Source organism: Gardnerella sp. KA00243 (genome assembly GCF_049244105.1).
In the GTDB taxonomy this organism is placed as follows: domain Bacteria; phylum Actinomycetota; class Actinomycetes; order Actinomycetales; family Bifidobacteriaceae; genus Bifidobacterium; species Bifidobacterium leopoldii.
Map to the genome: position 1 here is coordinate 256,018 of NZ_CP058375.1, position 13,027 is coordinate 269,044.

General features: G+C 41.2%; 11 protein-coding genes and 1 tRNA gene. 11 read left to right on the forward strand and 1 reads right to left on the reverse strand.

Going from position 1 to position 13,027, the window contains the following annotated elements:
- The first annotated feature begins 17 nt into the window (after positions 1-17).
- Positions 18-614, forward strand: a complete 597-nt coding sequence (locus tag HXT50_RS01055; RefSeq protein WP_410299669.1) for a CarD family transcriptional regulator — start codon at positions 18-20, stop codon at positions 612-614.
- 216 nt (positions 615-830) lie between these two features.
- Here HXT50_RS01055 and HXT50_RS01060 read toward each other — a convergent pair whose 3' ends face one another.
- Positions 831-1,883: a metal ABC transporter solute-binding protein, Zn/Mn family gene (locus HXT50_RS01060; protein WP_004119288.1), complete on the reverse strand. Its 1,053-nt coding sequence runs from the start codon at positions 1,881-1,883 to the stop codon at positions 831-833.
- A gap of 122 nt (positions 1,884-2,005) precedes the next feature.
- Here HXT50_RS01060 and HXT50_RS01065 point away from each other — a divergent pair, with 122 nt between their 5' ends.
- From HXT50_RS01065 to HXT50_RS01110, 10 genes are all read left to right on the forward strand, one after another.
- The gene (locus tag HXT50_RS01065) at positions 2,006-2,890 is read left to right on the forward strand and encodes a bifunctional methylenetetrahydrofolate dehydrogenase/methenyltetrahydrofolate cyclohydrolase (protein WP_174191543.1); all 885 of its coding nucleotides are present in this window, start codon (positions 2,006-2,008) and stop codon (positions 2,888-2,890) included.
- Between the two features lie 146 nt (positions 2,891-3,036).
- Positions 3,037-4,539 carry a 30S ribosomal protein S1 gene (gene rpsA / locus HXT50_RS01070; RefSeq protein ID WP_004107061.1) on the forward strand — a complete coding sequence of 501 codons (1,503 nt, stop codon included), beginning with the start codon at positions 3,037-3,039 and terminating at the stop codon, positions 4,537-4,539.
- Between the two features lie 211 nt (positions 4,540-4,750).
- A complete protein-coding gene (locus tag HXT50_RS01075; protein ID WP_004119289.1) occupies positions 4,751-5,077 on the forward strand; it encodes a TM2 domain-containing protein in 327 nt (108 codons plus the stop codon).
- A gap of 67 nt (positions 5,078-5,144) precedes the next feature.
- Positions 5,145-5,855, forward strand: a complete 711-nt coding sequence (coaE, locus tag HXT50_RS01080) for a dephospho-CoA kinase (RefSeq protein ID WP_004107057.1) — start codon at positions 5,145-5,147, stop codon at positions 5,853-5,855.
- Positions 5,856-5,877: 22 nt separating this feature from the next.
- Positions 5,878-7,992 (forward strand): excinuclease ABC subunit UvrB, encoded by a 2,115-nt coding sequence (gene uvrB / locus HXT50_RS01085; RefSeq protein WP_421776916.1) that lies wholly within the window; start codon positions 5,878-5,880, stop codon positions 7,990-7,992.
- A 300-nt stretch (positions 7,993-8,292) separates the two neighbouring features.
- Complete coding sequence (locus tag HXT50_RS01090) at positions 8,293-8,565, forward strand: type II toxin-antitoxin system RelB/DinJ family antitoxin (protein WP_004107052.1); 273 nt, start codon at positions 8,293-8,295, stop codon at positions 8,563-8,565.
- A complete protein-coding gene (locus HXT50_RS01095) occupies positions 8,562-8,843 on the forward strand; it encodes a type II toxin-antitoxin system YafQ family toxin (RefSeq protein ID WP_004107050.1) in 282 nt (93 codons plus the stop codon). The genes HXT50_RS01090 and HXT50_RS01095 overlap by 4 nt, the downstream gene beginning before the upstream one ends.
- Before the next feature lie 399 nt (positions 8,844-9,242).
- Entirely contained in the window at positions 9,243-10,682 is a 1,440-nt protein-coding gene (gene pyk, locus HXT50_RS01100; RefSeq protein WP_116971461.1) for a pyruvate kinase, read from the forward strand.
- Between the two features lie 233 nt (positions 10,683-10,915).
- Positions 10,916-10,989 (forward strand) — tRNA-Leu (locus HXT50_RS01105).
- A gap of 275 nt (positions 10,990-11,264) precedes the next feature.
- The gene (locus tag HXT50_RS01110) at positions 11,265-12,773 is read left to right on the forward strand and encodes an alpha-amylase (protein ID WP_421777137.1); all 1,509 of its coding nucleotides are present in this window, start codon (positions 11,265-11,267) and stop codon (positions 12,771-12,773) included.
- The last annotated feature ends 254 nt before the right edge of the window (positions 12,774-13,027 follow it).

Below are 13,027 nucleotides of genomic sequence, written 5' to 3' on the forward strand. Positions count from 1 at the left end.
TGCATACGGAGGGTTCTGTGGAATATCAAGTCGGCGATATGGTCGTCTATCCTCGTCATGGTGCGGCTCGTATTGAAGAAATTAGTGAGCGCACCGTAAAAGGTGTAACTCGTCAATATTTACGATTGGTAGTGTTATCATCTGATGGTTTAGAAATTAACGTACCTGTCGATAATGTTAAAAAAGTTGGCGTGCGAGACATTGTTGGAGCGCAAGAAGTTGCAAAAGTTTTTGAGATTTTGCGTACTCCAATAGTTGAAAAAGAAATGAATTGGTCTAGACGCTACAAGCTTAATGTAGAGAAGATTGCTACTGGCGATGTTAACAATATTGCTGAAGTAGTTCGTGATTTATCTCAGCGAGATGTTGATGAGCATGGTTTGTCTGCAGGAGAAAAGCGAATGCTTGCTCGCGCTCGCAGTATTTTAATTTCCGAAATTGCTTTGTCTGAAAAGATTGATGAGATTGAGGCGGAGCGACTTTTAGATGTGAATCTTGGATACAAGGAGCCTCAAAAAGGCGATGAAAATCACCATACTGTAGCTCCAGAAGAGCCTGCATCGCGAACTTTAGCGCTGTTAGAAGAGCGTAATAAGAAATCTAAGAAAAAGTGATTTGCGTTATGCAAAATAAATAGATATTAATTGTTCATATTATTTTAAGCCTTTCTAAACGTTGGTATATAGGCGAGTTAGAAGGGCTTTTGCTTATATATTTGCTTACGTATTTATTGTATATTTTGCTTTTGTTCTTGCTTAAAACAGATAATAAAAAATCCTTGCATTTATAAAATGCAAGGATTTTTATGTTAATAGATTATTCACCTAAATTTACTTACCTGGATCTTGTTGACCTTGGTTAGAATTTTTAGGATCGGTATTCTTTGCTACGTGTGGCTTTTCAGTGATTGGCTTTTTTTGAGGCTCTTTGTCATCAATGTCTTTACGCATATCCTTTGTTGCTTTTACAGCATTATGTAGGTCGTCACAAATCTTCATAATCCATTTATCAAGCTGATCTGCGTATTTTGGCATAAGTTCGCTTACTCGCACTGTGGACGTATAGCTGCGTCCTGCGATTCCGTTTAGCAAATTTAGAACATCGTTTCCTTGTTGGCTATCACTAATCAACACATCGATTTTGCGACCTTCAATAAGCTTCTGAAACTCCTCAACGCTTGAATGTTCTGGTTCATTATTGTTATTTAGTGCGTCAGCATATTCTTTAGGTGAGCTATCTTTCAAATTGGCATCAGACATTAGCCAGAAAAGAATAGGAGATGTAGAAGCATACTTTGCGTTACCATTTTCTTTAGAGAAATCACTTAAGTAGGTGGTTAATTTCTTTTCCTTTTCCTGCCATTGTGCTAGTCGCTTAGAAAAAGCTTGTTTTTTTGATGGCAAAACTTTGGAGAAGGTGTCAGCCATGGCAGATGCCATTGCATCCCTAGCATCGTGAGAAAACCAAAGATATGGATTGTCTCCGTTAAGTGCTCCTACAGTACCTGCTGCACTAAGCACTTCAGCTTTAGCTGGGTGTACTTTGTTTGCCCAATCATCGTAGCCTGCACCATTTGTAACTAATACTTGTGCATTCTGCATATTTTTTAAATCTTTTGAGCTAGGTTTAAACGACGATATGTCTGTATCTGAGCCAGTCATAACTGATTCAACTTTGACGTCAGAGCCACCGATCTCTTGAGCTAAGCTACCCCAGGTGTCAACAGTGGATACAACGGAAATATTTGTTGCAGCTTTTGGTTTTTCTTTTGGTTTTTCCTCAGTTTTTCCACAAGCTGCAAATCCAAGTATTACTGCAGAAGCAATAAGGCATGTTATGGCAGTTTTTCCAAACTTCTTTACTGCACAAAGAACGGTACGCATCACTGTGACTCCTCCCGTGATAATGGTGCGTCGGCGCACGCAAAATTGTTAGTCGACCCATATCTTCTATACTTCACGATAGCCTATCCTTACGAATTGTGCGAGTTGGGAGGAAATTTTTTATGGCTATTGTGTTAGATGGTAAAGCTTTAGCTAGTAAAATTAAAAAAGATTTGGCAGCGCGCGTTGCTATTTTACATAAAAAAGGCATTAATCCAGGTTTGGGTACGTTGCTTGTAGGTAGTGATCCTGGTTCGTTGAAATATGTTGCTGGTAAGCATCGTGATTGCGAAGAAGTGGGGATTAATTCTATTCGTTGCGATCTGCCAGAAGATGCTAGTGAAGATGAGATTCTTGCTGCTTTACAGAAATTAAATAATGACCCTCTTTGTACTGGATTTATTGTGCAACTGCCATTGCCAAAAGGAATTGATGTTCAAAAAGTTATTTCTTCTATTAATCCTGCAAAAGATTGTGATGGAATGCATCCGTATAATTTGGGTGAACTTGTTACGCATATTTCCGGTAATATTACAACACCTTTGCCGTGCACGCCGCGTGGAATTTTAGCTTTGCTTGATGAGTACGGTATTGAACTTTCTGGTAAGGAAGTTTGTGTGCTTGGTCGTGGCATTACGGTTGGACGTACTATTGGCCTTCTTTTAACCCGCAGGGGAGTAGATGCAACTGTTACGTTGTGCCATACACATACTCGGAATGTGCAGGAGATTATGCGTCGTTCTGATGTAATAATTGCCGCAATGGGTTGTGCTGGTTTTGTTAAGCCAGAAGATATTAAACCTGGTGCTGTTCTTGTTGATGTAGGCGTATCTCGTGTTTTTGATGAAGAAGCTGGTAGATACCGCGTAAAAGGTGATGTTGATTCAGCTTGTCGCGAAATTGCTGGAGCGTATTCTCCGAATCCTGGTGGAGTAGGTCCGATGACTCGAGCTATGTTGCTGGCGAATGTTGTAGATATGGCTGAGCGAGCAGTTAATTGCAAATAAAATGCGACACGCCCGAAGTAAAACGTAAATTTTGGCTATGCCTGTATATAAAATCGACAAAGCGTGTGCATGGCATACATGCGTAACGTAAATACATAATTAAATATCGAGTAATATCCACCCCAAGAAGAAACCACTAATAACTAATGGCAGAGAATAATAACGAAGTCGCCAAGGTTGCGATTAATGATATTGGCACCGAAGAAGACTTCATCAAGGCAGTCGATTCAACCATCAAGAATTTTGATGATGGTGATTTAGTTGAAGGTACCGTCGTAAAGATTGATCACGACGAAGTATTGCTGGACATCGGCTACAAGACTGAAGGTGTAATTCCTTCCCGTGAACTTTCCATCAAAAAAGACGTTGATCCAGATGATGTTGTCGAGGTTGGCGACACCATTGAAGCCCTTGTTGTCACTAAGGAAGACAAGGAAGGACGTCTTATTCTCTCCAAGAAGCGTGCACAGTATGAGCGTGCTTGGGGTGACATCGAGAAGATTAAGGATGCAGACGGCATCGTTGAAGGTACCGTTATTGAGGCTGTTAAGGGCGGCTTGATCGTAGATATCGGTTTGCGTGGCTTCTTACCAGCATCCTTGGTTGAAATGCGTCGCGTTCGCGATCTTTCTCCATACATTGGTCAGAAGATTAAGGCTAAGATTCTTGAGCTCGATAAGAACCGCAACAATGTTGTGCTTTCTCGTCGTCAGTTCCTCGAGGAAACTCAGTCTGAAGTTCGTGAGACCTTCCTCTCGCAGCTTAAGAAAGGTCAGATTCGTGAAGGCGTTGTGTCTTCTATCGTAAACTTCGGTGCATTCGTTGATCTCGGCGGTGTTGACGGTCTCATTCACGTTTCTGAGCTTTCTTGGAAGCATATCGATCACCCATCTGAGGTTGTTAAGGTTGGCGATAAGGTTACCGTTGAGGTTCTCGACGTTGATCTCGATCGCGAACGTATTTCCCTTTCCCTTAAGGCAACTCAGGAAGATCCATGGCAGCGCTTCGCTCGCACTCATGTTCCTGGACAGGTTGTTAAGGGTAAGGTCACCAAGATCGTTCAGTTCGGTGTGTTCATCTCCGTTGAAGATGGCATTGAGGGCTTGGTTCACATTTCTGAGCTTGCAAACCGTCACGTAGAGAATCCAGAAACTGTTGTTAAGGCAAATGAAGACGTATTCGTCAAGGTTATTGATGTTGATCTTGATCGCCGTCGTATTTCCCTCTCCTTGAAGCAGGCTAATGAGGCTGTTGATCCAAATTCTGAAGATTTCGATCCAGCTCTTTACGGTATGCCAGCTGAGTACGATGCTGAAGGCAACTACAAGTACCCAGAAGGCTTCGATCCAAACACTAACGAGTGGATGGCTGGTTACGAGCAGCAGCGCGAAGAGTGGGAAGCTCAGTATGCTGCAGCTCACGAGCTTTGGGAAGAGCACAAGGCTTTCGCTGCTAAGGAACTTGCAGCTGCAGCAGAATCTGCTGCTGCTGACGGTCAGCAAGAAGAAGCTGAAAAGAAGCCAGCTAAGGAAGAAAAGAAGGAAGAAGTTGCTTCCAACTATTCTTCTGAAACAACTAGTGAAGGTGCTTTAGCTGATTCTGATCAGCTCGCAGCTTTGCGCGAACAGCTTTTAAGCGAAAAGAAGTAGTTTTCTACTAAAAGCGTATGAACGAAATGCCTGGTGAGTAATCATCAGGGCATTTCGTTCATTGCGATTATCGCAATGTGCTCTAAATACTCTGATTTTATAATTTATATTCTGTAATTAAATGTGAGTACAACAAATTTTCTTTTAAGAAGCACGATTATATGATTTTGTTAAAGCATTAATTAAGTTATTAAAAGGATTGGTGAAAATTATGAGTACATTTGATAACAATCAGAAGAATGCTCAGTTCCCTTCATACGATGGGAATAATTCAGCGAATAATGCTACTTTAGTAAGTTCTCGACATAAGCTTGCTGCCGGTCTTTTAGCGATTTTTGTAGGTGGTTTAGGGATTCACAATTTCTACCTTGGTTTTAAAGGCAAGGCTATTGCCCAATTGTTGATTTCTGTTCTTTCTATTGGTTTGCTTGCAGGTATTTCGATTATATGGTCATGTGTTGAAGGAATTTGCATTCTTTGCTCAAAGCCTGGGACTAAATGGCATAAAGATGCTGATGGTGCAGAATTACAAGATTAACCATTTGTTTTCTTTTAATAACAATGCCCTGGTAATTATTTACTGGGGCATTACTTATAATTTATATATGACAATATTGCGGATTGCGGTAACAGGCGGAATTGCAGCCGGAAAATCTACTGTAGTAAACCATTTGCGTTTGCTTGGTGCGTTTGTTATTGATTACGATGTTTTAGCGCGTAAAGTAGTGGAACCGGGAAGCGCAGTATTGCAACAAATAGTAGGTATTTTTGGGGAAAATGCTGTTAAGAATGATGGTTCTTTAAATCGTGCGTTTATTGCGGAGCGTATTTTTGGTGACGACGATGAACGTAAGCAAGCGTTAAGTAAGATTGAGTCTATAATTCATCCTGCTATTTATGATTGCGCAAAGCTTTTAGAAAGCGAGTATATTAGTAAAATTTCTAAGGAAAATTGCAATGCTAAAGAAAATTGCAACGTGTTGGACAGTATAAATTCAGTTATTGTGCATGACATTCCACTTCTTGCGCAAGTAATCGACAGCATTCCATTTAGTTTTGATCATATTATTACTGTTGAAGCGCCTCAAGAAATTCGCGTTAAGCGAATGATAAGCGAGCGGAACATGACTGAGAGTCAGGCTTTAGCGCGCATAAATAGTCAACTTCCAAGTAAAGTTCGAAAAGATATGGCGGATTTTGTAGTTGATTCCACTAAACCAATGGAATCTATGCTTAACAGTGTTGACGATACGTTGAAATCATGGTTGCGCGAAATAAACAATAAAAGTGCTGAAATTGCGAAATTGGGGAAGTAAAGAACTGGGGAAGTAAAAGATTATGTCGAATAAAATTCAGCGCACAAACAAGCCTTTTGTAGTAAAAGCGCCGTATGCGCCTTCGGGTGACCAGCCGCAAGCAATCGAAGAGTTAGCGAATCGCATTGAAAACGGAGAAAACGACGTTGTTTTAATGGGTGCTACTGGAACTGGTAAAACTGCTACAACCGCTTGGCTTATTGAGCGTTTGCAACGACCGACACTTATTATTGAGCCGAATAAAACTTTGGCAGCTCAGCTTTGCGCGGAATTTCGCGAGCTTATGCCAGATAATGCCGTGAGCTATTTTGTGTCTTATTACGATTACTATCAGCCAGAAGCGTACATTCCGCAAACAGACACGTATATTGAAAAAGATTCGAATATTAACGACGATGTTGAGCGGCTTCGTCATGCTGCTACAGCGAATTTGCTTACTAGACGCGATTGCGTTGTTGTGGCTACTGTTTCTTGCATTTATGGACTCGGTACTCCAGAGGAGTATGCCGAGCGAATGCTTATGCTAAGCGTTGGCGAGCAACTTGAGAGAGATGATTTATTGCGTCAATTTGTGAGTATGCAATACAAACGCAATGACATTGCCTTTACGCGCGGAACTTTTAGAGTGCGCGGTGACACAGTTGAGATTATTCCAGTGTACGAAGAATTAGCTGTGCGAATTGAGTTCTTTGGTGACGAAATCGACAGAATTACCATGTTACATCCTCTTACAGGAGAAGTAATTCGCCAGGAGAGTAGTGTTCATATTTTCCCAGCGTCTCACTACATTGCAGGACCGGAGCGCATGGAGCGCGTGTTAGAGGCGATTGAAAAAGAGCGCGACGAGAGAGTAGCTCAGCTTAAAAAGCAGAACAAATTGCTGGAAGCTCAGCGTTTGGAAATGCGAACTACGTACGATTTGGAGATGCTTCGCCAAGTTGGTGTATGCCCAGGAGTGGAGAATTATTCTAGGCATTTTGACGGACGCGATGCAGGCACGCCTCCGCATACTCTGCTTGACTTTTTCCCGGATGACTTTTTGCTAGTTTTAGACGAGTCGCATGTAACAGTGCCGCAAATTGGAGCTATGTATGAAGGCGATGCTTCGCGCAAAAGAACGCTTGTAGAACATGGCTTTAGACTGCCATCGGCAATGGATAATCGACCGTTAAAGTGGAAAGAATTTTTGGAGCACATTGGTCAAACTGTGTATCTTTCTGCAACGCCTGGAGATTATGAGCTGGGGCTTTCAGATGGCGTAGTTGAGCAAATTATTCGCCCTACCGGCTTGCTTGATCCTAAGATTGAGGTTCGCCCTGTAGAAGGTCAGGTTGACGATTTGCTTGCGGAAATCAAGGAGCGAGTAGCAAAAGATGAGCGCGTGCTTGTTACTACGCTTACAAAGAAAATGGCGGAAGACTTAACTGATTACTTTTTGGAGCTTGGTATTAAAGTTGAGTACTTGCATTCTGATGTTGATACTTTGCGCAGAGTGGAGCTTTTGCGTGAGCTTCGCGAAGGCAAAATTGATGTGATTGTTGGCATTAATTTGCTTCGTGAGGGTTTGGATTTGCCGGAAGTTTCGCTTGTAGCGATTTTGGATGCAGATAAGGAAGGTTTCTTAAGATCTTACCGTTCGCTTATTCAGACGATTGGTCGTGCTGCTCGTAACGTTTCTGGAACTGTTCTTATGTATGCGGATACTGTTACGGATGCTATGAGCAAGGCGATTAGCGAGACAGAGCGCCGCCGTGAAAAGCAAATTGCGTATAACAAAGCTCATGGAATTGATCCTAAGCCTTTGCGAAAGAAGATTAGCGATGTTAACGACATGCTCGCTAAAGAGGATGTTGATACGCAAACTTTGCTAGCAGGCGGTTACAGAAATGCTAACAAGGCTGGGAACTCGCATTATGGCGTGCCAAAAGAGCCAAATCTTGGGCAGCAAAGCAAGGAAAAGCGTATGGCGAATATTTCTGAGCTTCCGCAAGACGATATTATGTCGCTGATTAAAAATTTGAGCGAGCAAATGCATGTTGCTGCTGAGCAGTTGCAATTCGAGCTTGCAGCGCGATTGCGCGACGAGATACGCGATCTAAAGAAAGAGTTGCGGCAAATAGATGCGGCTAATAAGTGATGCTAATAAATGAGCATTGCAAATTGATGAGCGTTGCAAATCAAAAATGTTCGTGCAATTGATTACTTTTATCTACTGAAAATATTTGACGCGTATGTCAAAATATTTATTGATTTTTCTAATATGATGTAATTTTGGGTTTAAAACTACTTAATTAGTAAGAGAGTTTAATTTATTCAATCATGTGAATTAAAGATTATTGGATTACTTTAGTTAGTTTAAGTTATATACAATGCAATGACAATATGTTGAATGTAAACGAATGTTTGCGTATAGTAAAAGAAGATGGAGGTGTCGTATATGACTACTACGAATTTAAATATTAGAACAGATAAGGGAATTAAAGAACAAGCTGATAAGATTTTTTCAGAACTCGGGCTCAATATGACAACAGCGATTAACATGTTTTTGCGAACAACTATTCGTGAGAACGGGATTCCATTTTCTCTTAAATTAGAGGTTCCAAATGATACAACGATTGCTGCTATTGAGGAAGGTAGACGGATTGCGTCTGATCCTAGTGTAAAGGGTTATCGGAATATGGGAGATCTTAAGGTGGCTCTTGATTTATGAAATATGAAGTAAAATTCACGAATCAATTCAAAAAAGACCTTAAATTAGCTAAGAAGCAAAATAAAAATACGGATAATCTTTTAAAAGTAATTGATGTTTTAGCTAACGGTGGTGTACTAGAAGCTAAATATTGTGATCACGGTCTGACTGGAAAATATAGCGGAACAAGAGAATGTCATATTGAACCCGATTGGCTTTTAGTTTATGAAATTAAAAATGAAATTCTTGTTTTGATGTTATACAGGCTTGGTACGCATTCAGAATTATTTAAGAAATAAAATAACACATTTTAAATCTACAGCTTTTGTTGATAAAAGGTTTAGTGTGTGGCTGCTTTAGGCTGAGCTTGTGCAGAATAAGCAGGTTGCAAAGTAGTCTGGCTGGTATAAATCGTAAGCATGCTAGGCATTTGCGCTAGCTAGTGTTAGCTATATAGTGCGCTAATCGCGGCTAATCGCAAGCTAAACTCGATTAATAAGAGAGCGTATCTAGTCGTGTTTAATCGTAGTAAATAGATATTCCTTGAGTATTTTTTGTGAGCGTTCACAAAACGCCGAATAAATACAATAAGCGGTCACAATACGTTGATACACTGGAAAGCGGAATTGGGCGTTTTATGGTTTTATCATTAAATCGCCCATAAAAAAATAAACAGAAATAGAAAATAGGTAGGCATTATGCGTAAAGCCAAAATCGTTGATACTATTGGTCCAGCTACCGAATCCTTGGAAGGTATTACCAAGCTTGTTGAAGCCGGTATGGATGTTGCTCGTTTGAACCGTTCTCACGGCACTCCTGAAGATCATTTGCGCGTTTACAACAACGTTCGTGCAGCTTCCAAGTCCACTGGCCGCAATGTTGCTGCTCTTGTTGATTTGCAAGGTCCAAAGATTCGCTGTGGATGGTTCAAGAAGAACGCTGAAGGCGAAGATAAGGTTTATTTGGAAGAAGGTCAGGAGTTCATCATCACTACTGATGATGTTGAAGGTGACGAGCACCGCACTTCTACAACCTTTAAGGGCTTGCCAGGAGATTGCCACGCAGGCGACCCAATTCTTATCGATGATGGTAAGGTTCGCCTTGAGGTAACTAAGGTAGAAGGCAACGACGTTCACACTAAGGTTATTGTTGCTGGTCCAGTTTCCAGCCACAAGGGCATTAACCTCCCAGGCGTTGCAGTTTCCCTCCCAGCTTTGACTGAAAAGGATGAGGCTGATCTTCGTTGGGCTATTCGCACTGGTGCTGACATTATTGCTATGTCCTTCGTGCGTTTCGCTACCGATATTGATCGCGCTCACGAAATCATGGACGAAGAAGGTCGTCGCATTCCAATCGTCGCCAAGATTGAAAAGCCACAGGCTGTTGAAAACTTGGAAGAGATTGTTAAGACCTTCGATGGCATTATGGTTGCACGTGGTGATATGGCTGTGGAAATGCCTCTCGAAGAGGTTCCACTTGTCACCAAGCGCTGCATTGAGCTTTCTCGTCGCTATGCAAAGCCAGTTATCGTTGCTACTGAAGTTCTTGGCACAATGGTTAACTCTCCAGTTCCAACCCGTGCAGAAGCTTCTGACTGTGCTAACGCTGTTCTCGACGGTGCTGACGCAACAATGACTTCTAACGAAACTGCTGTTGGCAAGTATCCAGATGTTACCGTTAAGACTATGTCTCGTATTTCTCAGTATGCTACTGAGCACGGCTATGATCGCATTCCTGCTGTTGAGCTTGACATGTCTAGCACCGGTGCAGTTTCTTCTGCAGCTGTTGATTTGGCAGATAAGCTTAATGCTAAGGCTATTGTTGCCTACACTCAGACTGGTCGCACAGTTCATCGCATTTCTCGTGAACGCCCAACCGCTCCAATCTACGGCTTGACTAACAATGAGCACACTTATCGTTGGTTGGCTTTGAGCTGGGGTACTGAAGGCTTCTTGATTAGTGAAGATTACCATGACATGAATCGTCACGATTTGATGATCTTCACTGACAAGGTTCTTCGCGAAGCCGGTAAGGTTTCCGATGGTGATCAGATTGTTATCTTGAGCACTGCTCAGGGTGAACGCCAGGCTGGTCGCACTGACTCCATCTACGTTCACACCGTCGGCGCTTGCGACTAATTGCTTGATTCTGCGTTTCTTGTACTAATACGCTAGTTCTTCTAGTTTAAGTGCATTTGCGCAGTAGTATAGTTTGCGTAATGCGCGCTAGCTGTTTTGCAGTTTGCGCGCATTATGTTATGTATGATCAATATTGTTGATTTGCGACACGCGCAAAACGCTTTAACTATTTGCATGTGGCTTAAAGTGTGCTATAGTCAACAAGTCGCAAAAAAATGCGGAAAATTAAAAATGCCCCTGTATCCCAATTGGTAGAGGAAACAGCCTCAAAATCTGTGCAGTGTGAGTTCGAGTCTCACCGGGGGCACGTGCACGACGTCGCTTAGCTTGCTAGGCGACGTTTTTATTTTATATTTTAATGTCTCGTACATAAACAATAAGCGTATAATAATAAAAGTATTCTCGCACAATGAAAGTGCTGTACGTGATGTGAAAGGAACAACGATGATCCACAGTGCACAATTGCAAGCAAGTGAGCGTAAAAAAAGTAATTATGCTTGCGAATTAATCAATAATTACAAGCGCAATGTAATGTGCTCTTTTACTGCAATTACTGCAATTGCTGCTGTAGCAACGGTATTAATGTGTATTTTTGCTATTGTTCCAAACTCTTCGGCATTTGCTTCAACTAAATCAACAGACGGTCTTCCGCCAAAAGGTGTGATCGTTACTGCTTTTCAGCAAAATTGGAAAAGTATTGCAAAAGAGTGTAAGCGAACTTATGGTCCTGAGGGTGTGAGTTATGTACAGGTTTCGCCGCCGCAGGATCATATTAAAGGTAAAGCATGGTGGACTTCTTATCAGCCAGTTAGTTACAATCTAAATTCAAAGCTTGGCACTGAAGACGAGTTTAAAAATATGATTACTACTTGCAGGGCAGCTGGTGTTGGAATTGTTGTTGATGCTGTAATTAATCACACAACCGGCGATAGTAATAAAGATACTGTAGGTGTTGGCGGTAGTAAGTATGATGCGGCAAATCAAAGCTATCCGGATGCTGGTTACACAAAAGATGATTTTCACCAAATAGATAAAGATATTTACACATATAAAGATGCGCAAGTCGTTTGGAATTATCGTTTAGTTGGTTTGCTTGATTTGGATACTTCTAAGCCTCATGTACAAAAAATTCTTGGTAACTATTTTGCAAAATTGCTGAAAATGGGTGTTGCGGGCTTTAGAGTTGATGCCACAAAACATATGTGTCCTGAAGATGTGAAAGGCATAAAAGAAGCTGCTGCTAAAGCTGCTGGAATGAAGCCTGAAAATATTTGGTGGATGCAAGAAACAATTGGTTTTCCTGAACAAGATCCTAAAATTCAGCCAGATCAATATGTTGGTACAGGTGAAGTAGATGAGTTTGAATACTCGTATCGCTTGCGTAATTATTTCTATGGCTCAATTGAGAATTTGTCTCATATTACAGATCAGCTTATTCCTAATAAGAAAGCAGCTATTTTTGTGACTAACTGGGATACTGAGCGTGACAATTCGACTCGAGTTCTCACTTATAAGGATGGGGCAAAGTACGAGTTAGCTAATGCTTTTATGCTTGCTTATCCGTATGGAACACCAAATATTTATTCTGGATATAAGTTCACTCAGCGCGATGACGGTGCTCCTGGTGCAACTGATACGAACATTCCAGATGTAAAGTGCGGAAAGAATTCTCAGTGGCAGTGCACTCAGCGTTGGACTTCTATTCGTGGAATGATTGGATTCTACAATGCTGTTAAGGGCACGAAAGTAACTCAATGGCAGGATGACAACGATAATAACATTGCTTTTAGTCGCGGAAACAAGGGATTCTTGGCGATTAACAATACTGATAAGCCTAAAAATGTGAGTTATAAAACTGATTTGCCTGACGGTGAGTATTGTAACGTATATGCTTCACGTAAATGCTCTAGCACAGTTACTGTAAATGGTGGGAAAGTAGAGATAACTATTCCAGCTAATTCTGCTATTGCTTTGCATGTTAAGGCTGTAGAGCATTTTGGAAGTACTTCCACGTTTAGTACTGTGGCGATGATTGTAATTGTTTTCGCTGTGCTATTGATTGAGTTAGCTCTGATTCTGTGCAAAAAATAAGGCAGGTTCTAATAAGTAAATTGCGAAGTAAAGGACGATCTGGAAGTAAATTTGTATTGACATTATTACAGTTTTTGTATAGTTATTGCAATATTGTCAATATGTAGATGTTATAATTTTCTCCGCTGATAATGCATGTTTATAACGATGGCTGGCAACATAGTAGTGCTAGCCATCGTTTGTGCATTGAGGCTATTAATGCGCCCAAGGAAGAAGCGTGTTGATACCAATGGAGGAAAGGATACTGATGAGTC

What these genes read in the sequence shown, in the direction of transcription:
- HXT50_RS01060 (WP_004119288.1), bottom strand. Translation starts at nt 1,883, where the DNA reads ATGCGTACCGTTCTTTGTGCAGTAAAGAAGTTTGGAAAAACTGCCATA.
- HXT50_RS01065 (WP_174191543.1), top strand. Translation starts at nt 2,006, where the DNA reads ATGGCTATTGTGTTAGATGGTAAAGCTTTAGCTAGTAAAATTAAAAAA.
- rpsA (WP_004107061.1), top strand. Translation starts at nt 3,037, where the DNA reads ATGGCAGAGAATAATAACGAAGTCGCCAAGGTTGCGATTAATGATATT.
- HXT50_RS01075 (WP_004119289.1), top strand. Translation starts at nt 4,751, where the DNA reads ATGAGTACATTTGATAACAATCAGAAGAATGCTCAGTTCCCTTCATAC.
- coaE (WP_004107057.1), top strand. Translation starts at nt 5,145, where the DNA reads ATGACAATATTGCGGATTGCGGTAACAGGCGGAATTGCAGCCGGAAAA.
- uvrB (WP_421776916.1), top strand. Translation starts at nt 5,878, where the DNA reads ATGTCGAATAAAATTCAGCGCACAAACAAGCCTTTTGTAGTAAAAGCG.
- HXT50_RS01090 (WP_004107052.1), top strand. Translation starts at nt 8,293, where the DNA reads ATGACTACTACGAATTTAAATATTAGAACAGATAAGGGAATTAAAGAA.
- HXT50_RS01095 (WP_004107050.1), top strand. Translation starts at nt 8,562, where the DNA reads ATGAAATATGAAGTAAAATTCACGAATCAATTCAAAAAAGACCTTAAA.
- pyk (WP_116971461.1), top strand. Translation starts at nt 9,243, where the DNA reads ATGCGTAAAGCCAAAATCGTTGATACTATTGGTCCAGCTACCGAATCC.
- HXT50_RS01110 (WP_421777137.1), top strand. Translation starts at nt 11,265, where the DNA reads ATGTGTATTTTTGCTATTGTTCCAAACTCTTCGGCATTTGCTTCAACT.